This window comes from Romboutsia lituseburensis (assembly GCF_024723825.1).
Lineage (GTDB): Bacteria > Bacillota > Clostridia > Peptostreptococcales > Peptostreptococcaceae > Romboutsia_F > Romboutsia_F lituseburensis_A.
Genome location: NZ_JANQBQ010000001.1, coordinates 3208853 through 3232132, shown reverse-complemented (window position 1 = coordinate 3232132; position 23280 = coordinate 3208853). Strand labels below are relative to the sequence as shown.

The 23280-nt window shown below is 28.4% G+C and carries 22 protein-coding genes; 2 read left to right on the top strand and 20 right to left on the bottom strand.

From position 1 onward, the window contains the following. Position 1: 1 nt before the first annotated feature. From ybeY to NWE74_RS15580, 4 genes are read right to left on the bottom strand one after another with little or no spacing between them, the layout of a single operon-like run. The gene (gene ybeY, locus NWE74_RS15595) at positions 2-466 is read right to left on the bottom strand and encodes an rRNA maturation RNase YbeY (RefSeq protein ID WP_258243889.1); all 465 of its coding nucleotides are present in this window, start codon (positions 464-466) and stop codon (positions 2-4) included. 36 nt (positions 467-502) lie between these two features. Continuing rightward, positions 503-1501 (bottom strand): PhoH family protein, encoded by a 999-nt coding sequence (locus tag NWE74_RS15590; RefSeq protein WP_258243888.1) that lies wholly within the window; start codon positions 1499-1501, stop codon positions 503-505. A 23-nt stretch (positions 1502-1524) separates the two neighbouring features. Next, positions 1525-2823: a sporulation protein YqfD gene (gene yqfD / locus NWE74_RS15585; RefSeq protein WP_258243887.1), complete on the bottom strand. Its 1299-nt coding sequence runs from the start codon at positions 2821-2823 to the stop codon at positions 1525-1527. A gap of 12 nt (positions 2824-2835) precedes the next feature. Then, positions 2836-3072 (bottom strand): YabP/YqfC family sporulation protein, encoded by a 237-nt coding sequence (locus NWE74_RS15580; protein WP_258243886.1) that lies wholly within the window; start codon positions 3070-3072, stop codon positions 2836-2838. 153 nt (positions 3073-3225) lie between these two features. Between NWE74_RS15580 and NWE74_RS15575 the strand changes: the two genes are divergently transcribed. After that, the gene (locus tag NWE74_RS15575) at positions 3226-4215 is read left to right on the top strand and encodes a hypothetical protein (RefSeq protein ID WP_258243885.1); all 990 of its coding nucleotides are present in this window, start codon (positions 3226-3228) and stop codon (positions 4213-4215) included. Between the two features lie 43 nt (positions 4216-4258). Here NWE74_RS15575 and hpf read toward each other — a convergent pair whose 3' ends face one another. The 8 genes from hpf to prmA all read right to left on the bottom strand — a co-directional run bounded on the left by hpf (position 4259) and on the right by prmA (position 9837). After that, on the bottom strand, positions 4259-4786 hold the full coding sequence (gene hpf / locus NWE74_RS15570; protein ID WP_258243884.1) for a ribosome hibernation-promoting factor, HPF/YfiA family: 528 nt from the start codon (positions 4784-4786) through the stop codon (positions 4259-4261). A gap of 207 nt (positions 4787-4993) precedes the next feature. Next, entirely contained in the window at positions 4994-5491 is a 498-nt protein-coding gene (locus tag NWE74_RS15565) for a TspO/MBR family protein (RefSeq protein ID WP_258243883.1), read from the bottom strand. A 135-nt stretch (positions 5492-5626) separates the two neighbouring features. Next, positions 5627-6070, bottom strand: coding sequence for a GatB/YqeY domain-containing protein (locus NWE74_RS15560; protein WP_258243882.1), 444 nt, complete (start codon positions 6068-6070; stop codon positions 5627-5629). 28 nt (positions 6071-6098) lie between these two features. Continuing rightward, a complete protein-coding gene (gene rpsU, locus NWE74_RS15555; protein WP_021125460.1) occupies positions 6099-6278 on the bottom strand; it encodes a 30S ribosomal protein S21 in 180 nt (59 codons plus the stop codon). Positions 6279-6439: 161 nt separating this feature from the next. After that, positions 6440-6790 carry a histidine triad nucleotide-binding protein gene (locus NWE74_RS15550; protein WP_258243881.1) on the bottom strand — a complete coding sequence of 117 codons (351 nt, stop codon included), beginning with the start codon at positions 6788-6790 and terminating at the stop codon, positions 6440-6442. A 44-nt stretch (positions 6791-6834) separates the two neighbouring features. Next, positions 6835-8136 (bottom strand): tRNA (N(6)-L-threonylcarbamoyladenosine(37)-C(2))-methylthiotransferase MtaB, encoded by a 1302-nt coding sequence (gene mtaB, locus NWE74_RS15545; RefSeq protein ID WP_258243880.1) that lies wholly within the window; start codon positions 8134-8136, stop codon positions 6835-6837. Then, positions 8137-8889 (bottom strand): 16S rRNA (uracil(1498)-N(3))-methyltransferase, encoded by a 753-nt coding sequence (locus NWE74_RS15540; RefSeq protein WP_258243879.1) that lies wholly within the window; start codon positions 8887-8889, stop codon positions 8137-8139. 9 nt (positions 8890-8898) lie between these two features. Beyond that, positions 8899-9837: a 50S ribosomal protein L11 methyltransferase gene (prmA, locus tag NWE74_RS15535; RefSeq protein ID WP_258243878.1), complete on the bottom strand. Its 939-nt coding sequence runs from the start codon at positions 9835-9837 to the stop codon at positions 8899-8901. A 211-nt stretch (positions 9838-10048) separates the two neighbouring features. Between prmA and NWE74_RS15530 the strand changes: the two genes are divergently transcribed. Then, positions 10049-10369 carry a (2Fe-2S)-binding protein gene (locus NWE74_RS15530; protein ID WP_258243877.1) on the top strand — a complete coding sequence of 107 codons (321 nt, stop codon included), beginning with the start codon at positions 10049-10051 and terminating at the stop codon, positions 10367-10369. 49 nt (positions 10370-10418) lie between these two features. Here NWE74_RS15530 and NWE74_RS15525 read toward each other — a convergent pair whose 3' ends face one another. The 8 genes from NWE74_RS15525 to NWE74_RS15490 form a co-directional block, all read right to left on the bottom strand. Then, positions 10419-12743, bottom strand: a complete 2325-nt coding sequence (locus NWE74_RS15525; protein WP_258243876.1) for a glycoside hydrolase family 31 protein — start codon at positions 12741-12743, stop codon at positions 10419-10421. A gap of 107 nt (positions 12744-12850) precedes the next feature. Beyond that, positions 12851-15874 carry an endo-beta-N-acetylglucosaminidase gene (locus NWE74_RS15520; protein WP_258243875.1) on the bottom strand — a complete coding sequence of 1008 codons (3024 nt, stop codon included), beginning with the start codon at positions 15872-15874 and terminating at the stop codon, positions 12851-12853. A 44-nt stretch (positions 15875-15918) separates the two neighbouring features. Next, positions 15919-16806, bottom strand: coding sequence for an ROK family protein (locus tag NWE74_RS15515; RefSeq protein WP_258243874.1), 888 nt, complete (start codon positions 16804-16806; stop codon positions 15919-15921). 88 nt (positions 16807-16894) lie between these two features. Further along, positions 16895-18274: a glycoside hydrolase family 1 protein gene (locus NWE74_RS15510; protein WP_258243873.1), complete on the bottom strand. Its 1380-nt coding sequence runs from the start codon at positions 18272-18274 to the stop codon at positions 16895-16897. A 129-nt stretch (positions 18275-18403) separates the two neighbouring features. Continuing rightward, the gene (locus NWE74_RS15505) at positions 18404-19678 is read right to left on the bottom strand and encodes a glycoside hydrolase family 125 protein (protein WP_258243872.1); all 1275 of its coding nucleotides are present in this window, start codon (positions 19676-19678) and stop codon (positions 18404-18406) included. A 98-nt stretch (positions 19679-19776) separates the two neighbouring features. Next, the gene (locus NWE74_RS15500; RefSeq protein WP_258243871.1) at positions 19777-21237 is read right to left on the bottom strand and encodes an ABC transporter substrate-binding protein; all 1461 of its coding nucleotides are present in this window, start codon (positions 21235-21237) and stop codon (positions 19777-19779) included. A 53-nt stretch (positions 21238-21290) separates the two neighbouring features. Continuing rightward, on the bottom strand, positions 21291-22241 hold the full coding sequence (locus tag NWE74_RS15495; RefSeq protein WP_258243870.1) for a carbohydrate ABC transporter permease: 951 nt from the start codon (positions 22239-22241) through the stop codon (positions 21291-21293). A gap of 22 nt (positions 22242-22263) precedes the next feature. Then, entirely contained in the window at positions 22264-23193 is a 930-nt protein-coding gene (locus NWE74_RS15490; RefSeq protein ID WP_258243869.1) for an ABC transporter permease, read from the bottom strand. Positions 23194-23280 lie beyond the last annotated feature (87 nt).

The following is a 23280-nucleotide window of genomic DNA, read 5'->3' as shown; positions in this document are numbered from 1 at the left end:
CTTACTCCCTTGTTATGTTTAACTTGCTTAATATATATTCTTCCTTTTGTCTCATTTCTTTAGTATTTTCTTCAGTATCATGATCATAGCCTAAAAGGTGGAACATACTATGACAAACTAAAAAACATACTTCTCTTTCAAAGCTATGATTATAATCCATACTTTGCTCAAATGCTCTTTCTAGAGATACAACTATGTCTCCTAAAGAAACTTCTTCAAGCTCAATATCAAGCTCATCTTCTTCACTTAACATAGGAAATGATAACACATCTGTTGGTCTATCTATCCCTCTAAACTCTTTGTTTAATTCATGTATTTCCTTGTTATCAACAAAAGATAAGCTTACTTCATAATCATCGTCATATCCTTCATAATCTAAACATTCTAATATTATATCTTTTATTTTTTCTATTAACTCTTCACTTACATCTAATTTATCTTGTCTATTGTCTATTATAAATTCCATATTTACACCTGCTTCTTCCTTCGTAAAATTTATTCACTATTTATCATCTTTTTTAATCTTATGTTTAGCCCTTCTTTCTTCTTCTCTTTGATCAAACCTATCATAAGCTCTTATTATTCGCTGTACTAACTCATGTCTTACAACGTCTTTATCAGTTAACATTTTATGACCTATTCCTTCAACTCCATTTAAAACACCTATGGCATGTAATAATCCACTTTTTTTCTTATTTGGTAAATCTGTTTGAGTTAAATCACCTGTAACTACTGCTTTAGATCCAAATCCTAATCTAGTTAAGAACATCTTCATTTGTTCAGGTGTTGTATTTTGAGCTTCATCCAATATTATAAATGCATTATCAAGAGTTCTACCTCTCATAAAGGCTAATGGAGCTACTTCTATAGTACCTCTTTCTAGATACTTATTAAACTTATCCGGTCCTAACATGTCAAATAAAGCATCATATAAAGGTCTTAAGTAAGGGTCTACTTTATCTTTTAAATCTCCTGGTAAAAAGCCTAGATTTTCACCTGCTTCCACTGCTGGTCTTGTTAATATAATTCTACTTACTTCATCTTTTTTAAACGCTTTTACTGCCATTGCAACAGCTAAATATGTTTTACCAGTTCCAGCTGGACCTACTCCAAATGTTATATCATTTTTTTTAATTAAATCTATGTATTCCTTTTGACCTAATGTCTTAGGTTGAACAGGAGCTCCTTTTTTAGTAAGTATAATAGTGTCTTCTAATTCTTTTATCTTAGATTCACTACCCTCTAATAATAGAGATATAGAATATCCAATACTTTGTTTATCTAAGTTTTTACCATTTGAAACAGTTTGATGTAGCTCTTCTATAAGTTTTATAGCTTGTTCTACATTTTTTTCCTCACCCATTAAAACAATATTACCTTCTCTTAATATAACATCTATTTTAAGGGCATCTTCTATTAGCTTTACATTTTCATCAAAGTTTCCAAACAGCTCTCTTTCGAATCTTTCTTCTGATACTATGAATTTTTTTTGTATTATCAATACCCATTCCTCCTTAGTTTATCTTATTGATTATTATTTTCTATATTATTTTGTTTATCATTTTTTTCTTCTTTTAGCTCAAATTCATTTCTTATATCATCTATCGGTCTCTTATTAGGATTTTGAGGAACAGCATCCTCACCCTCCTTAGGCTTATTTTGTTCTATGATTAGTTGTTCTGCTTCTGATTTGCTTAAATTATATACTTTTGCTATATTTTCAGATGTTGTAGCTGTTATTCTATATTCTAACATATTTTTATTCACTTTATAATCATGTTCTACATTAACTATTCTTGCCGAAGCAGGTATTATATACTCTAATTCTTTTTGTGCTTTTTCAGATAAATCCTTTTTTAGCTTTGCCTTATCTATCTTTATTTTAACCTCTTTAGTTTCATTAAATGTACTTACCTTTACTTTTATTGGAAATGTATAATTTCCTAAAGTTAATTTATGTTCTTTATTATCTATAGTATAGTTTTTATACTTTATATTTCTTCTTAATGTATATTTTTTATCATAAAAACTTATAGTATATACTCTTTTTTTATTACCTGTCTTCTCTTTTATAATATCTTCACAATTTGCACTTTTAGACACTTCATAAAAAGTACTTGCCCAAACTTCAGGTATAGATTTTGTATTAGATCCACTTACTAAGACATCTCCTTTTTGAACGATACTTCCAACTTCAGCGATCTGATTACCACTTCTTGGGATTACCTTTTCTATTATACCATTTTTCTTAGCAATTATATTACAATAATTTGATTTCTCTTTTGACTCTAACGTCTCCGCTTTCCTCGTTACAGTTACAAAAATATTAGTCCCTTTTACATTTATGGATATGTATGCTATATCATCAAATTTTAGCATCATATAGTCTCTTATTTCTTTTCTGTCTATATTTCTCTTGTATACACCTGGTTTAAGTCCAACATTATAAAGTTCTTTTCTTATTTCTTCTTGTTTTATTCCCTCTGGAACTTTTATGTATATATCTGTTACAAACATGGATGTAGACATTAATAATAGCAGGGAAATAACTGCACAGATCCACATTCCTTTTAATTTATAAATTCTCTTTAATACAAAAGGTATACCTGTTTTTTGTTTTACTTTAATATCATAGTTACTTCCCCTATACACCTGTTTAAAGGCTCTTATGTCACGTCTATCAACACAAAACTCAATTTTAATATTACTTGTTCTATTAACATTATATATTCGTATGTTATTCCTTATAAGGTGATTTAAAAATTTTTCTATTCCTATCCCTTCTACTGTTATGACGTAGTATCCCCTGATATAACTTATCACTAGTATCTCCTCCTAATCCACATATTCTACAGTATATATAATCCCTTTTATACCTATCTCCCCATCAGCTATATATTTCAATGAAAGTTTGTCCCCAGATATTTTAATTGATTTGACTTTTGTTTTAATTTTTATCAAATCAGTCTCATAAGTTATTATTGATAGGTAGTTTTCTATACTTACAAATGTATTTCCTATAATTGTTACTGTAGGTTGGTTTACCTGTAGGTCAGTTGATATTTCTACCATACATATACCCCCTTAATATAATTTATTTAATCCCCTTATAAATAATTACTATATTTTATAATACTCTTTTATTTAAATAAGTGTGTAAACTTATAATAATCTTTAGAATAAAATATCTATATATAAATATAAATTTGAGGAAAGGATGGTTACATGAAAAATATATTTTTTACTTTAGTACAAAAATGTATATGTTTAGATTTTCTAATTAATGCATTTATGAATTTAAATTATTACAAATCCTTGAATTTTTTAACTAATATAAAGAACGAAAATTTAAGGAATATAAAATTTTTATGTTATTTATACGAATACTCATTTAACGATAACTTAATTATAGATAATATAGATTCTTTTAAAATTTCTAAATGTACCGAAGAGAACTTTGATGAATTGCTTCAAATAAATTTATCTATATTATCAGACTTAAACGCTTTAAAAAAGCTAACACCAGATACCTATGCCTTAAATTTACTAAACGCCCTTACTTATAGTTATTTCAACTTTATATCTTCTATTCAATATTTTTCACCATCTTCAGTTTCAAGAAGTTCTATTTATAATGAAGATACTTCGTTAAAAATAAATAGCCACAATAATATACGATTATTTAATTTCATTGATGATTCAACATTCGAACATCCCACACAATTAGATTTTGATTTTATTAGACAGAAAACTTTAGAATCTATAAACATATTTTTTGATTTTGACTATAACACCGATAATATTATAGATGAATACTACGAAGTTTTTTTTGAAAATAACGATAAATATAAATTCCATCAATATTTTATAAAAACAAAAAATAAAATTTTCAAAGTTCGTATATCAAATTTTACCGGTAAAATATTTTATCTATATCAATCGCTTCAATATGATATAAAATCATCTGCTCCTATAAACAAAGATGAATCAAAAAATCTCATAAATAAATATTTAAACGAAAAATTTGAATCTGAATTTGACAACTTTACTTTAGATAAAGATTATATAAATACAACCACTTATAATACCATTACAGAAAGTTATACTTTTAAGTATAATTACAAAGATAACGTAGGTAAAGTTGACTTTAATAAAGGTTTTTATATTACAATAAACACCTTAAATTTAAATATAGAAGAAATATCATTATTTTAAAACAAAAATACTGAGGATTATACCTCAGTATTTTTTATTTATATTATTCATGTTCTATTAAACCATATCCACCATTGTATCTTTTATATACAATATTTATTTCATATGTTTCTTGATTTCTAAACATATAAAAATTATGACCAATAAGTTCCATCTGCATTATTGCTTCTTCTACACTCATAGGTTTTAAGTTAAATTTTTTATGCCTTTCAATCAATTGATCTTTTTCTTCCCGTTGATATTTGATACTCTCATTATTTATATCAAAACTATTAAATTTACTTTCAAATTTCATCTTATACTTATATCTAATTAATTGTTTAGCTATTCTTTCTAATACCATATCTGCTGCAAAATATAAGTCTTCATCAGATGATTCAGACCTAATTATTGTACTGTCGGTTGATAATATAGTTATTTCTATCTTATATATTTCTTTATCATAAGTTATCAAAATTTTCACTTCATCTTCAGAATTTAGGTGATTTTCTAACTTATTAACTTTATTATTTATATAATTGTATACTGACTCTGTTAGTTTTATCGGCCTACTTGATATGGTTATTTTCATAAAAACCTCTCCCTTCGAGCATACTAATCAAATATAATCTAGTAAATTGTTTATTAAAATTTTTTATAACATTTACTTTGTTGATTTGTATATTAAATATTTTATCTTAAGTATTTAATATAATTATATCTAGCGGGTTGAGGTCAACTTCTATAAGTGACATATATTTATTAATTCAGTATATGTTTTCACTTATATATTATTACTTTATTTGTTAATTACCCAAATAAAGTAATTTAGTACGAATGCATATAAAAGCCATAGTATATATGGAATATTTAAGTATACAGCTTTTTTATCTATTTTAAAGAACTTTATAGTCATTATAATTACTATTATAGTTAATATCCCCAAAGTTATTAAAGATGTAAATCTTAAATCAAATCCAAAAAATAATATACTCCAAAGGAAATTTAAACCTAGCTGTAACCAATAGTAAAACATTGCATCTTTTACTTTCGGTAACTCATATCCTTTTTTTAAGATTTTATAAGCTGATATTCCCATTAAAATATATAGTATTGTCCAAACTATAGGAAATACTATACTCGGTGGAGCGAAACCTGGTTTTATTAATTGGGAATAATATGTAGATGTATCTATTCCTGCTATTAATTGAGTAATTACACTACTTGCAAATCCAACAATTAATGGTATCAGTACACTTATTAAAAAATTTATAACTTCCTTTACTGATATTATCAATTTGTTCTCCCTCTCTTTCTCCTTTTGTATTTATTAATTTATTTAATTAATAAATATGTACAAGACTATAAAGGTATGACACTTTTTATTTTATAAATGCAAAAAAACCTAGAGATTTCTCTCTAGGTTTTTAATCTATTGTAAGTTAGCCTTAACTAACTCGTTTATTTGTTTTCCATCTGCTCTACCTTTTACTTTAGGCATCATAGCAGACATTATTTTACCCATATCTTTCATAGAAGTAGCTCCTAATTCAGATATAGTTTCTTTTACTATTTTGTTTAGCTCTTCTTCGCTTAACTGTTGAGGTAGGTACTCTTTTAAAACTTCGATTTCAGATTCCGTTTCACTTACTAAGTCTTGTCTATTAGCTTTTGCAAACTCTTCCAACGAATCTCTACGTTGTTTCATTTGCTTAGATATTATATCTATAATACCTTCATCATCAAGTTCAACTCTATTGTCAACTTCATATTGCTTTATAGAAGCTCTTATTAAAGTTACTACAGATTTTCTTACTGTATCTTTGTTCTTCATTGAAGACTTTAAGTCCTCTTGTAACTTTTGTTTAAGGGACATTCCCCTCACCTCTTTATTTCTTTTTTAACTATTTCTTAGCATTTTTTCTTCTTGCTGCTTCTGCCTTCTTTTTACGTCTAACGCTAGGCTTATCATAGTGCTCTCTTTTTCTAACTTCAGACATGATGCCAGACATTGCACATGAACGCTTGAATCTTCTTAAAGCGCTGTCTAATGTTTCATTTTCTCTAACTCTTACTTCTGACATTTCATTTTCCCTCCCTCCGATAGCGCGAATTATGCTGGGACTGTAACTACGATTATATCTGCATAAATGCATTACAACCTCACACTTTGTTTATTATAAACTAATCTTAAATTTTTTTCAAGTATTTTGTTTAATAACAAAGTTATTTTTTGTTTTTTTAGTTATTTAGCTTGTGCTTCATATAATGGTAGCTTCTTTCCAGCTAAAATATGATAATGAATATGTTTAACTTCTTGGCCTCCATCTTCACCACAATTATTTATTATTCTAAAGCCAGCTTTATCAAATCCTTTATCACTTGCTATTTTATTAATAACGTTATGAATATGTGCTACTATTTCCATATCTTTTTCTGGTATATCTATTATACTTTCATAATGAGCTTTAGGTATAACTAATATATGATATGGAGCTACCGGATTTATATCATTAAAAGCTAAAACTTTATCATCTTCATAAACTTTACTACATGGAATTTCTCCATTTACTATTTTACAAAATATACAACTCATGTCTACACCTCCTTTTATTTATACAAAAGTTCTATTTCTATGTCCTATACTAAAACACCTTCTACATATTCATTTTTAACATGTAAAATTTTTGTTTTTAGTATTTGACCTTGAATATCTCTATCTGTTTCTACTACTACTCTTATATAATTAGAAGTTAGACCTTCATATCTATTTTGTTCTACACTTTGTTCAAATAGTACATCTACTTCTTGTCCAACAAATTTACTTGCAAATTTATTAAAATTCTCTTTATTTAAATTTAAAAGTTTATCACTTCTAAACTGCTTCATTTGTGGATCTATTTGATTATCCATTGTAGCAGCTGGAGTACCTTTTCTTGGCGAATATTTAAATATATGCATTTGAGAAAGTTCGATGTCCCTTAAGAATTCATAAGTTTTATTGAATTCATCATTAGTTTCCCCAGGAAAACCTACTATTACATCAGTAGTTATTGCTACATTAGGTATATTTTCTCTTAAGCGGTCTACTATTTCCTTATATTCTTTTGTAGTATATCTTCTATTCATTCTTTTTAAAGTTTCATCACATCCACTTTGAAGTGATAAATGGTAATGAGGACAAACTTTTGGCATTTTTGATACTTCATTTACAAACTCATCAGTAAATAAAACAGGTTCTACTGAACTTAATCTTATTCTTTCTATTTCTTCAACTTCATTTATTTCTTTTATAACACTTAATAATGTCATTTGTTCATCTTTTAAGTCTTTTCCATAAGATGCGACATGTATACCAGTTAAAACTATTTCTTTGTACCCATTTGAAGCTAATTTTTGAACTTCTTCTAGTATACTTTCTTTATTTCTACTTCTTACTTTTCCACCTCTTGCATAAGGTATTATGCAGTAAGAACAGAATCTATCACATCCATCTTGTATTTTCATGAATGCTCTAGTTCTTCCGTTAGATTGACTTATTTCAATTTCTTCAAATGCTCTAACTTTCATTATGTCATCAACTGTACTAGCTTTTTGGCTTGAGTCAATTTTTTTAATTTCTTCTACTATTTGTCTTCTTTCATTAGTACCCATTACTAAGTTTACTTCTTCTATTTCAAGTATTTCTTCTGGAGAAACTTGAGAATAACATCCTACAACTGCAATTATTGCATCTGGATTTTTCTTTTTCATTCTTCTTATATATTGACGTGATTTTCTATCACTCATGTGTGTTACAGTACATGTATTTATTACATATACATCTGCAAATTCTTCACTATCAACTTGAGCATATCCGTCTTTTTCAAACATCTCAAGCATAGCTTCTGTCTCATATTGATTTACTTTACAACCTAATGTGTAAAAAGCTACTTTTTTCATTTATTCATTTCCTCCTAAGTCGCTTAATTCATATAGTACTATAGATGAAGCGACAACTGATGCTGTCTCGGTTCTTAATATTCTAGGTCCTAAAGATACTGATTGACCGCCAATCTCCTCTATTGCTTCTATCTCACTTTCGTCAAATCCACCTTCTGGTCCAACAAAAACACCTATGTTATTTATATCTACACCTTTTATCGCTTGCTTAATCGATTTTGTTCTTTCATTTTCATATGGGGCTATATTAAAATCATTTTCTTTCATTTCTAATAAAGCTTCCTTAAAACTTAAAATGCCTCTTAATCTAGGAATTTTACCTCTTTTACTTTGCTTAGCTGCTTCATAGATTATTCGTTCCCAACGCTCAATTTTTTTATCTTCTTTTTTATCGTCAACCTTAGCTACACTTCTCTTCGTTTGAACTAATACTATTTCATCAACACCAACTTCAGTAAGCTTTTGAAGGATCATTTCCATTTTAGGGCCCTTTGGTAATCCTTGATACAATTTTATTTTTAAGTCTGATTCTCTTTTTATATCAACTTTTTGTAATATATTTAGCTCAACTATTGATTTATCTATATCAGTAATTTCACATATGTATTCATTGTTATCATTATCGCATATTTCTAATTTTTCACCATTCTTACATCTTAGAACTTTAGATATATGCTTTACATCTTCACCCTCAATGATACAAGTATTACTTTCTAGATTTATATTTTTCTTTTCTACAAAAAATCTATCCATTTATGTCACCTACTTAATCTTTGATACTATAGCGTTCCACTCACCTAAAGTTTGTACTTCTATTATTTCTAATCCATTTTCTATTAAAGCTTCTTTTACTTCTTCAACTTTTGCATGTATTATTCCTGAAGATATAAATACTGCATCTTCTTTCATAAAGTTCTTTATATCTTTAGCTAATATTTTTATTATATCAGCTATTATATTTGCAACTACTATATCAGCTTTATCCTTAACTACTTCCATTAAATTACCATGCTTAGCAACTACTGTCTCTTCTACATTATTTAATTCTATATTTTCTTTAGATACTTTTACAGCAACTTCATCTAAATCAACTGCTAAAACCTCTTTCGCTCCAAGCTTTGCAGCAGCTATTGCAAGTATTCCACTTCCGCATCCTATATCAAACACTTTAGAATCTTTTTTTACATATTTTTCTAATTGTTGTATACACATACTTGTTGTTTCATGAGTACCTGTACCAAATGCCATTCCTGGATCAAGCTCTATTATTAAATCACCATCTTGAAGATCATATTCTTCCCAAGTTGGTTTAACAACTACTTTTTGCCCTATCTTTGTTGGCTTGTAATAATTTTTCCATTCATTTGCCCAATCTTCTTCATCAACTTGTGATAATTCTACAATAGCATCACCTATGTCTATTCCGAACTCTTTTAATCCATCTATTTTTTCTTTTATTATTTTAATATCATCAGATACATCTCTTTCTTCTGTTATGTAAGTTTTTATTATAACTCCGTCATATCCGCTATTGAATATTTCTTCTTCTACAAAATCCCAGTCATATTCATGTTTCTTTTGGAATTTAAAGTCTTTAGGGTCTTCTATAGATACTCCCCCTACATTTTGTTCATATAATATATTAGTTATAGCTTCAACTGCTTCAGTTGTAGTTTTAATTGTTATTTCTGCCCATTTCATTTATAAAGCACCATCCTTATGTTTTCGTATTCTTTTCGTAAATTTTATTATATCATAATTATTATTATCTTTAATACCATTCTTTAATCTATTTTGCAATACTTATATAACTACTTTATTATTATATTGTTTTATTTAGTTGTTTTTAATTCTATTAAATTGGGTATTATATTATAATAAAATAAATTACAATTTAAAAAGGAGATTTAATATGGCTGGAGATAAGATAATATGTCATTGCAAACAAGTTAGTTACATAGATATAAGAAAGGCAATGATAAATGGCGCTCGTACTTTAGATGAAATAAAGGAAATGACTGGTGCTGCTACTGGGTGTGGTAGATGTTCTGGTGAAATTGAGAAAATATTAGCATCTGTTTGTGGATGTAAGGGAACTTCTCTTGAAGATGTTGTTAACGCAGTAAAAAATGGTGCAGATACAACTGATAAAGTTGCTGAATTAACAGGAGCTGGATCTGGATGTGGTAGATGTAAGGCCCTTGTTGAAAATATAATAGAATTAAAAAGATAATAAAAAAGAGTGATTTAATCACTCTTTTTTATATTTATATAAATATTTTTTAATTTTTATCTATATCTATAACTACCTTATTATTTTCAAATTTTCTTAAAAGCTTATTTGTTCCGTTTAAGTTTATTTGAACTTCATCATATATTTTATCGTATCCATTTTTAATTAAATCAATGGTAATATTTAATTTATGAGAGTTATTAACTTTAATACTATATAAATTATATTTTCCATCTTTATATTCAAAAGATTCACCATCATCTTGATAGTGATTATATTCAAATTCACCATCTTTAACTGTGTATATATCTAATATCAATGTTTTTATCTCTTTTTCTCCTATATAACTTAATTCTGGAAAATTAGGTATTATACTTCCTTCTTTTATATAGATAGGACATATTTCTAATGGAGCTTCTTTTATTATATATTGACCACCTTCAAAACTTTCTTTTGTCCAATAATCTATCCAATTCTCTCCTTTAGGTAAATATATCATTCTTGCTTTTTTACCTTGTTCAAGTACAGGAGCAACCATTATATTTTCTCCAAATAAAAATTGATCATTTATCTCATATGTTTTGTCATCTTGTTGATAATGTAAAACTAAAGGTCTTATTACTGGAAGTCCATCTCTTTCTCCTTTATAGAAAGTATCATATAAATACGGAATTAATTTATATCTTAATTTTATATATTTTCTATTTATATCTTCTTTTAATTTATCAAATGCCCATGGTTCTTGATCTCTTGAGTATATTGTTGTATGATTTCTAAACAAAGGTGTAAATGCGCCTACTTGTACCCATCTACTTAAAAGTTCAGATGTACAATCATATCCAAATCCTCCAACATCAGTTCCACAAAAAGCAAATCCACTTAATCCTAAATTCATAAGCATTGGTATACTCATTCTTAAATGTTCCCATGTACTTTGATTGTCTCCTGTCCATACAGTTGAGTATTTTTGAGTTCCTGAATATGCTGCTCTGGTTACAACAAATGGCCTTTTATTTATAGACTCTTTTATTCCTTCATACGTTGCTTTATCCATCATATGACCATATACATTATGTACTTCTTTGTGTTCTACAATATTACCATCTTCATTAAATTTTATATCATCTGGTAAAGGTCCATTAAAGCTCGCTGGCTCATTCATATCATTCCATATTCCTGATACGCCATAGTCTAGCATTATCCTTTGGTTATTTGACCACCAGCGTCTGACATCACTATTCATAAAGTCTGGAAATACCGAATTTCCAGGCCAAACCCAATTAGTATATACTATTGAATTTTTATCAGTTGCAAAATATCCATTTTTTAAGCCCTCATCATAAATTTTATATCCTTTGTCTACTTTTACACCTGGATCTATAATAGTCACTAATCTAAAGCCGTCATCCTTAAGGTTTTTTATCATTTTTTTAGGGTTAGGAAATTTTTTATTATCCCATGTAAATACTCTAAAATCATCCATATACTCTATATCTAAGTATATAGCGTCACATGGTATATCTTTTTCTCTAAATTTTTTAGCTATATCCATTACATTGTGCTCTGGACAATATGCCCATCTACATTGCTGGTATCCTAGTGTCCATAACTGAGGAAGTGGTGTTGTTCCTGTTAAATTTGTATATCCTTTGACAACTTCAGTTATATCTGGCCCATAAATAAAGTAATAGTCTATATTTCCATCTACAGATGCAAAGTAATAATATTTAGAATTTTCTTTACCTAAATCAAAATGGGTTTCAAATGTATTATCAAAAAATATTCCAAATGCTTCTTCATCTTTCATCGATATAAAAAATGGTATTGATTTATACAGTTTTTCATATGTTTCTCCATGTGGACTTGGGTCATCTGTATTCCAATTTATATAATGACATCCATTTTTATTTAAATGGCCTGTCTTTTCTCCAAATCCATAAAAATACGTATTGTTTTCTAAATTCTTAGGAATAAATACTGTATAATCCATATGTTCAGTTGGCTTATGACCTTCTTGAGTTGCTATATCTAGCCTACCTGCACAATTTTTTATAAATGGTTCTCTCTTGCCTCTGTAATCTTCACAAATCAATTTTCCTTCTTTATTATATATATCGACTTTAAATTCATCATAAATTTTTATAACTAAAATATCTGTTGATATTTCTATATAGCTATCTTGTTTTAATATATTTATATTACAATGTTCTACTATTAAATTTTCAATAGCCTTCGATTTCTGCTCTTTTCTAAAATTAGGGACAAAGAAATTTACTGTAGATGGATTTATTATAGTTATTTTTGTTTCTAATTTCTCATATTCAATTTTTATAATGTTTTTATCAACTTCAAAGTTTTTTATTTTACCAAACATAAACTTAACCTCTCTTTACTAAAATATTATAAGCTGATGTAAATACTTACATCAGCTTATATAATTCAACATCAGGTGTTAATATACCTACATATTTTTTATACATTTTAACTTAATCGTTCATTATATATATCACTTTTATCTTCCTTTAATTTAGAAAATGCTTCTTTTAAGTTAGATTCTTCTTTTAAAATTTCTTCTTTTTCAACTTCTACCATATTAACTACATTTTTAGATTGTTCTAATATAGCTTCAAATTCCTTATCTACTTTTCCTAATTTTTTATATTCATTTTCTATATTTTCAATTGTGCTATTTAATTGAATTAAAGCTTGTTTATTATCTAGTACAGTTATCTTTTCAGAATCTAATCCAAGTACTTCAATTTCATAAATTCTAGTTGCTCCACCTGTTCCTTGCTCTGATTTATTTATCTTTATTCTTACATATCTAGCCAGTTCATATCCTAAATCATCTTTTGACACAGCATTAGTATTTCCTTTTATATCCTTTAACGCTTTCCATACTTTCTTATCTTTGCTAACTTCTACTGTATATTCAGATGTATTCATACTAGCAGCTTCTCCACCCGCTTGTGCATGGATCATACGTAATTCTTTTATTGTCATTTCTTTTCCTAAATCAACTTCTATCCAATTTCCTTTTTCTCCAAATGCACACCATTTACTATTTAACTTTCCATCAAAAGCAAATTTAGCTGCTTCATTCTCATTTACTTGTGTATTTGCAACTGCATCTTTATTTAGTGCTAAATTTTTCAAACCACCTTTAGCTTGACTACTTACAACTATAAAATCTTCTTTTTTGTTTATTGTTTCCCCTGCAGGATTAGATGATATCTGAGTAACAGTATAAACTCCCGGCTTATCAAATTTAACAGTTACATTTTCACCTTCTAATTCTTCATTTTTATGTAAGCCTTCTATTTTCCACTTAACTTTATTTTCAGCTAATGATTTGTCCGTTAAAGTAATTGATTCTCCTGGGGCTACTATAGGAGCACTTACCTCAAAATCCGCCTTAGGCGCTTCTAACTCAGGCCACTCAACTATTATTTTAGATTCATTTTGTAATTCACTCTTATTAGTTTTACTTACTGGTCTAACTATAAAACTTGTCTTAGTATCTATTGTAAGTTGTCTTTCTATATCATTTACATAAAAAGCATTAGTTGGAGTAGCTCCTATAAGTTCTTTATTACCATTTTCATCTTCCATATAGATTTCATAGTGACTTACATCCTCACTGCCTTTATCCCAAGTTAATCTAACATTTCCATAGTAATTATCTATTACTTTAAAATCTTCCACCTTTAAGTTTGATACTTTAGAAATCTTATTTCCTTTATTTCCATCTGTTATTGACATTTCGCCTAAATTTAGCTTAAATTTATTTGACTTAGCATTTCCTTCTACAATTAAAGAAATTTCTTCTAGTTCTTGCCCCTCATATTTACTTAAAGATGCATTTGCGTCTACCCATTCACCATTTTTCTTAGTATCTAAATTGACAATATGGTTTTTATTATTTATAACTAATTCTAATTTAAGCTTAACTTTATCATTATTAGTTTTATATTTTAATGATATCTCTGTATCTGAAGTTAAATTAAGTTCTGAAGCATATAATTTTATTGCACTTTTCCCACCTTTTTCTATTTTACCTCTAAGCGCAATTGAATTTCCTCCATAGTAACTTTCTGTATAATCTACATCAGCACTTATGTTATTCTTTTTATTATCTATTACCCATCTATATGTTGGCATTACATCCATCATACCTCTATGGTTCCATTCATCACTAGATAAAGTCTTTCCATTTACATTAAAGAATTTACCATTACCCATAGAGAAATTAGTTACAAATGGTAATGATGTAACAGGCGATTTTTCTACTATATAATTAGATATGCCTTTCCAATCCTCTTCACTATTTTCTCTAGGATCTCCATTTTCATTTACCCAAAATCTATTTTCTTTTTCTAAAAACTCATCAAAGTCTTTGGCTGAATCAAAAGTCCAAGAAGGACAATATAGTCCTAATGATGTATTTGCATTTTTTCCTTCTGGGAATAAATAATCCCATTTAATTTTTGTATTATATCCTTCAGCTTGAACATCTACACCTGCATATAAATCATATGGACTTCTCTTCATTTTTTTTGCTAGTTTAGCAGATTCATTCAGTTCTTTCCCTGTTACTGTATATGGTATTCTATTTTGAATATTAGCAGGATCTACTGCTGAATATTTTTCATTAGTCCACCAGAAATTTAAAAACATACCATCTGATAAAGGTTTCTTGTTAGTTCCAAGAAAATTTTTATTATAATCATTCAATCTATTTTGCCAAAAAACTCTACCATCATCTATCATAGAATCATACCAAATAATTTCCATATTATCTGGTTTTATTTTTTGAAGATATGCTAAAAATTCTTTCATTGATTTCGCTAATTCTGGTTTAAGTGTTTCCCTATCCCCTGTTTCTTGATTTATAAACCATCCATCAAAATTGTAATATTTAGCTGCTTCTACTAATTTATCTGCCATTGGGAATGTTCCATCAGCATTTTTTTGTAAAAATTCTTCCATCCATTCATATCTTCCTCCGTATTCTAATGGTGGGAAGAATACTGTTCCAAGCACTGGTACCCCATTAGTATGAGCTGCATCAATTAAGTCTGCACTTGGACTTAAAATTAATCCTTCTCCGGATGATCCACCCCATGCAACTAAAGTATCTATATATTGCCAATAGCTAAAATTATATCCATCAAATTCATCTTTTCCTTGAGATGGAGTTGCACTTGTAGTTTTATTTGCTATGGCTAGTGATATAACTTTGGCTTCATCATTTTGAGATTTTTTTTGCTTTTCTCCATCAGTTCTTTCTTGAAGAGGTACTGTTCCTACATTAAATTTTGCATCTTTATCTGTATTTGGGTTCCACTTTAAAAGTTCACTAGGATACCAATAAGATGAGAACGGCTGTCCATTTTTTTCTTGAGTTGCAATATCTGATTCTAAAATTGCATAACTAGTATTTGGAACTGCTGAAAATAGTAACATTGCTGCTATTGCTGATGATAAAAGTTTTCTATGTTTCATTGTATTTCCCCCTTAGTTTTTATTTATTTTAATAAATTAATTAACTATTTATTTCTATTTAGGAAGTTGTATAATGCACCTATTTTTCCTGATTCATTTTGGAATTTGCAAGTGTCTAATTCCACAAAATTTAATATATCTTCATTTAAAAGAATTAACTTTTCTTCTATCTTTTCAATCAAATCCGACCTAGCACTAACACCCCCGCCTAATAAAACCTTTTCCGGAGCAAAATTATAAACTATATTATGAATTCCTACAGCTAAAGAAAAATAAAAATCTTCTATTAAATTTTGTACTTCTTTATCACCCTCTTGAGCAAGTTTAAATACTCCTATTCCATCCAATTGAGATTGCTTTACTTTGTTTACTCTCGAAATCAAATTATATGTAGAGCCTAACTTACTAAAACTTTTGTCTCCTATGCTTTTAAGTTGCGATAATCTATGTTCTAGTATATTTATTCCAAACTCTCCTGCCATGCCTCTATGTCCTCTATATAGTTGGTTATTTATAAATACGCCTCCACCTATACCTGTCCCAATAGTTATGCACACAAAATTTTTATTATTAACAGCATTTCCCATGTACTTCTCAGCCATTGCAACACAGTTAACATCATTGTCATAAGCTGCATCTAATCCTGTATGTTCTTTTATATATTTGTTTAGATACATACCTTCAAGATCTGTTACTTGTCCCATAAAGTGTATATACCCATCATCATCTATACCACCTGGAACACTCATAGCTACACCTTCTAATTGATATTTATATTTAAATTCATTTATAATATCTAGTAAAATTTTCTGTGTCTTTCCCTTTCCTTGTTCTGGAGTGTTACATGAATAAGACTCAATCATCTCTCCTTTATCTGTCATTATGCTATATTTTATAGCAGTCCCTCCAATATCAAACACTATATAATACATATAAATACCCTCTAATTATCTATTTTTATTTTTACTCTTTAAACCAACTTTATATATTTAAACTTTTAAAGTAAAAGCTATGTTAAAACTAAAAACCATTATTTTTTATTAAATCTTTAAACCAATATGCACTCTTTTTAGGAACTCTTTTATAATTATTATTTAAATCCACTTCTACAAACCCATATCGATTTTTATATGAATTTAACCATGACCAATTATCCATAAATGTCCAAAGATGATATCCTTTCAAATTGCATCCTTCTTCCATTGCTTTGTGTGCCCACTTTAAATGTTCACTTATAAATTCTATACGATAATCATCTTCTATTTTTCCATCTACTTTAAATTTGTCTTCTCCTTCTACACCCATTCCATTTTCCGATATGTAAAAAGGTATATTTTTATAGTTATCTCTTATATTTATTGATAAATCATATATACCTTTTTCATAAATTTCCCAACCTCTATGAGGATTTATTTTTTTGCCAGGCATATCATAGAAATCAAAAAAAGATTCTGGAGTTAAAGGTTCTCCATCCTTTATTTCACTTGCCTTTGCTTTTATTCTCCTTGGTTGATAATAATTAACTCCTAATAGATCTATAGTATTATGTTTTATAATTTCTAAATCTTCACTTTTATAAATAGGTAATAAATTCTGTTCTTTTACAAATTCTATTAATTTCCCAGGAAATTCCCCTAATACTGATGGGTCTAAAAATGAACGATTTAATATTAAATCTGCTATATTTGACGCATCTAAGTCTTCTTTACTATTGCTTCTAGGATAAGATGGAGTTAAATTGATTATTATACCGATTTGACCATCTTGATTTAATTTTTTATACTCTTTTATAGCTAATGAACTTGATAACATTATGTGATACCCTACCTGTATCGCTCTTTTAAAATCTACTATTGCTGGATAATGATATTCACCTAAATATCCACACTCTACTGGTACAATTGGTTCATTATGAGTAAACCATTTTTTAACTCTGTCTCCAAACATATCAAAACAAGTTTTAGCAAACTTTTGATACAGTATTACAACTTCTCTATTTTCCCAACCACCAATATTTTGTAGATACATTGGCATATCAAAATGAAATAAATTTATAAAAGGCTCTATCTCATTTTTTAACAGCGTATCTATTACATTATTATAAAATTCAACTGCTTTTTCATTTACACTTTGATCTTCATTTATAAGTCTTGACCAGCTTATAGAAAATCTAAATGAATTATGTCCTAATTCTTTCATAAGTGCTATATCTTCTTCATACTTATAATAAAAATTACTTGTATCATAAGGTCCTATGTTGTTATGAAATTTTTCTGGATATATTTCATACCAATAATCCCATATATTCTGATTCTTTCCATCAATATTATATGCACCTTCCATTTGAGTAGCTGAAGATGCACTTCCCCACCAAAAATCTTTTGGAAATTTATAGTTCATTATTCTCCTCCATACAGCTTATAAATTTGGATTCTTAACAAGATTAAAATTTTATTTCTAAAAAAGAGTGTCTATTATGATTAATCACTAGGGACACTCCTTCAATTTTTTATTGAATAATTTTTTATTTTACTTTTTAACTTTTATTCCACAATAGTCTAGTACTAATTCACAGAACATCATATTTGCCCACGAGAACCAATCTCTAGTAAATTTGCTAGGATCATTAGGATTGAATCCTTCATGCATTAAATATGTTCCTGCATCTGTATTTTTCATAATTTCTAATAATTCTCTTTTTTTGCTCAAATCATTTGTAGTTAAACCTTGCATTGCAAGTGATATATGCCATATGTATCCTTCTGGTGTATGTGGACTTCCTATCCCACTAGCATATTTACCAATATGAAACTCAGAATTTTCTGTGCTTAATATAAAGTTTCTTGTATTTACATATAGTTCATCATTTATATCAGCATAACCTAAATATGGTATTGCTAATAAGCTTGGTAAATTAGCATCATCCATTAAATTATAATTTCCTAATCCATCAACTTCATAAGCATACATTTTTCCAACTCTAGGATGATTATATACTGCAAATTTTTGTATTCCTTCATTAATTTCATCTCTTAATAATTTTGCTTTTTTAGCTAATTCTTTATCTTTTAAAATTTCAATAGATATTTCACTTATGTAGTCTAGCACTACTACTGCAAACATATTCGATGGTACTAAATAACTGTAGGTACAGGCATCATCACTAGGTCTAAATCCACACCAAGTCATACCAGTTTCTTTATGTAGTGGACCTTTTCCACTTCTAGCTAGTGTATCTAGTTGTCGACAATCAAGCCTCTCAAATGTATACGGAGAATTATCTTCATGATTTTGTTCAACTCTCCATAAATCTATTATTTTATTTGCTGCTTCTTTAAATGTATTATTAAATTGAGTTGTCCTTCCAGTATTTTTATATAATAAATAACTTAATTGAATAGGAAAACACAATGAATCAATCTCATATTTTCTTTCCCATATATCAGGCTTCATATCCGTTAAATCAGTTTGATGACCTTTACCATTTGATATCTCATTAAATGCATTAGCATACGGATCAACTAATATATATCTAAATTGTCTTTCTACTAATCCTTCTATCATATCTGCTATTTCTTTATCTTCATTTGCAAGTACTAAGTATGGCCTAACTTGGCAAACAGAATCTCTTAGCCACATAGCAGGAATATCTCCTGTTAATACATATGTAGTATTATCATCCATTCTTTTTACAGTTGTATTGATAGTATTTAAGAAACATTTTTCAAACATCTCTCCTATTTTCACATCATCTGTGAAATTTTCTTTTACTCTGTCTATTAATCCATTTAGTGATTTATACATTGCATCCTCCATAAAATACACAAGGTATTCTACTACTATTTTAGTTGCAGAATACCTTGCACATTGTTTAATATATATTTAAAAATATTAGTAGTTATCTATTTTTGATCTGCCATCCAAGCATCATATTGAGTTTGTATTTCAGCCATAACTTTGTCTAATCCTGCTGAATCTAACTTCTTATTTAATTCAGCTAAATACTTATTTGTATCTACAGAACCTGTAAATAATGGGGCTTTGAATTCTTGGACTATATTAGATATAGTAGCAAGTTCAGTACTTATCTTTTCTGTATTAACATAGAATCCTAATGTTGGAGATGCTACAGCTTGTTCATTGAATTTTTCATATTGTTCAATTCTATCTTTAGGGTCTGTGTCAAAGTTCTTAGTTAAGAATACATTTCCTAAAGCCCAAGATGGCATATTATATGCTTTAGCTTCTTCTGTCTTAGTTATAGTTTTATCTTCATTTGTTTTGTAATGTACATCTTCTATACCTCTATCTATTAAGTTTCTTAAATATTCATCTGTATTTAATAAATTTAAGAACTCCATAGCTTTTTCAGGGTTTTTAGATGCTGCAGAAATTGACATTACTGAACCAGTAACTGAATTATTTATAGTTAAAGGATCATGCATTGGGCTATATCCAATTTCATATCCTGCATTTGAAGACCACATTTCTCCTGCACCAGGTGCATATTGCTCTTTTCTAACAAACCAGTTTTCAACACTCATTTCATGTGGATCTGTATCTGTTGCTGCTTGTGGATGAACAAATCCTTTTTGATAGAATCTTCTTAATGTGTCTAAAGTTTTCTTAACATCATCTTGTTCATATATATTTACTATCTTAGTAGTATCACCTTCTAATGCTATCCCAAATGGTAAGTTTTCACCTAATAATAAATCATATGGCATATATGGTACAAAGTTAGCTCCTGCTGCCATTGGCATTTTTAAGTCTGGATACTTAGCTTTTATTTTTTCTAATATAGGCTCTAAATCTTCTAAGCTCTTAACATTTGTCATATCAACACCGGCTTCTTTTGCCATTTTTTGATTGTACGCCCAAACCATCTGTTGGCCAACTTCCTTATTAGCTGGAACTCCATATAGCTTTCCATTTATTGTTGCACCTTCTAAGAATAGTGGATTTATTACTTCTTTCATTTCTTTTCCTTGCTTATCCATTAAATCACTTATCTCTAAATAAGCTCCTTTTTGTGCATTTAATGCATAATCACTTGCAAAGCATATATCAAATGGTTCACCTGAAGATGTTATAACTTGCATTTTTTGACCATAATCACCCCAGTCAACCATTCTTAAGTCTAATGTTACACCTATTTTTTCCTTTGTATATTTATTAACTTCTTCCATAACCTTAGCCTGATCTGGTTGTGGAGTACCTATCATGTACCATACTAATTGAGTGCTATCACCATCATTTTTTGCTGCACTATCTTTATCTTTTGAACTTGAGCATCCTGTAAGTATTGTTGTTGATGCTATTGTCATTACTAAAAATAAACTAGATATTTTTTTGAATTTCATAATAAAATCCCCCTATTAATGTTGTTTAAATTTCTAATGTATATTATATATTTTTACTCCTTTACTCCCCCTATAGTTAGTCCACTTATGAAGTATTTTTGGAAGAATGGGTATGTACATGCTATCGGTAAAGTAGATATAACTACCATTGCCATCCTTACAGATTCTTGTGGCAGGGCACTCATAACTTGACCACTTAGCATTGCATTTTGTCTTATAAACTCCATATTTTTTTCTATTTTCATTAACATATGTTGAAGTGGAACTAAATTTTGGTAGTCTATATACAACATTGCGTTAAACCAGTCATTCCAATATGCTAATGTTGAGAATAATGCTATTGTAGCAATCCCTGGTAGTGCTAAAGGTATTACCATTTTCACGAAAATTTTCAATTCACTTGCTCCATCTATTCTTGCTGATTCTATAATTGATTCTGGAACAGATTTTTGGAAGAAAGTCCTCATAACTATTATGTTAAATACATTAAATGCTAACGGTAATATCAATGCCCATATAGTATTTTTAAGACCTAGTACCTGAGTCATTACTATGTATGAAGGTACCATCCCTCCACCAAATAACATTGTAAAAAATGCTAAGAATGTAAACTGCTTACGATAAGCAAAGTTTGGTCTAGATATTGCATATGCATATGTAGATACCATCGTTACATTTACTATAGTTCCTAATATAGTTACTATAATTGTCACTATATATGATTGAAGTAGTGCTCCTCCTGATTCAATTAAATATTTATATGCATCTAAGCTCCATTCTGATGGAAATACTGAATATCCATTTTGTAATAATGACTGTTCTGAAGTTAAAGAAATTATTATTACAAAGATAAATGGAAATATACAAGCTATAGAAAATATTGCTAAAATTATATTTGCTATTATATTTGTTATACCTGTAAATCCTTCACTGTAAGCTTTTTTCTTTTTCTTAGTAAAAAGACCAGGCTTTTTAATTTCTTTTTTAATTGCCGTTGAATCCATGTTTGCCTAACCCCTTTCTATACTAGAATAAACCATATTCTGGATCTAACTTTTTAACTAGGAAGTTTGTAGTCATTATTAAAATAAATCCTACAACTGATTGATATAAACCTGCTGCTGTACTCATACCTATATTACCCATGTTCATAAGACCTTTATAAATGTATGTATCTATAACATCTGTCACTGGATATAATACTGCTGAGTTTCTTGGAACTTGATAGAATAATCCAAAATCTGATCTAAATATTCCACCGATTGCCATTATTGTTAATACAATCATTAATGGTATAAGAAGTGGTATTGTTATGTTTTTTATTTGTTGCCACTTACTAGCTCCATCTATTCTAGCTGCCTCAAAGTAAGTTCTATCTATACCTACTATAGCTGCTAAGTAAACTATACTTCCATATCCGACACCTTTCCATATATTCATAAATACTAATATGAAAGGCCAGTGTTTAGGTTCGCTATACCATGAAACAGGATCTACTCCAAAAGCCCCAAGTACTGAATTAAGCATACCTTTATCGAAACTTAAGAAACTAAATACGAAGTAGCTAACTATAACCCATGATAAGAAGTGTGGGAATAACATACTTGTTTGATAAATTTTACCTAATTTTTTATTTGCTATTTCACTAAGTATTATTGCTACAAATACTGCGAATAATAATCCTAAAATTATAAATATTAAATTATATACAACTGTATTTCTTGTTATACGAAATGCATCTCCACTTGTAAATAAGAATTTAAAGTTATCTAATCCTACCCATTCACTATTAACTAAACTTTCTATAAACCCACCAGGGCTTATTTTGAAGTCCTTAAAAGCTAATACCGTCCCAAACATCGGTAAATATGAGAAAACTAATAACCATATAGTTCCTGGTAAAACCATTAATAACCATGCTTTGTTTTTCCATAGATTTTTCAGAAATTTTTTCATCAATGCGTCTCCCCTCTCTATACTTATATTTTACCATTGGGCAAATGTTTTCTAAAGTTTACTATTATTAGATTCGCTACACTAATT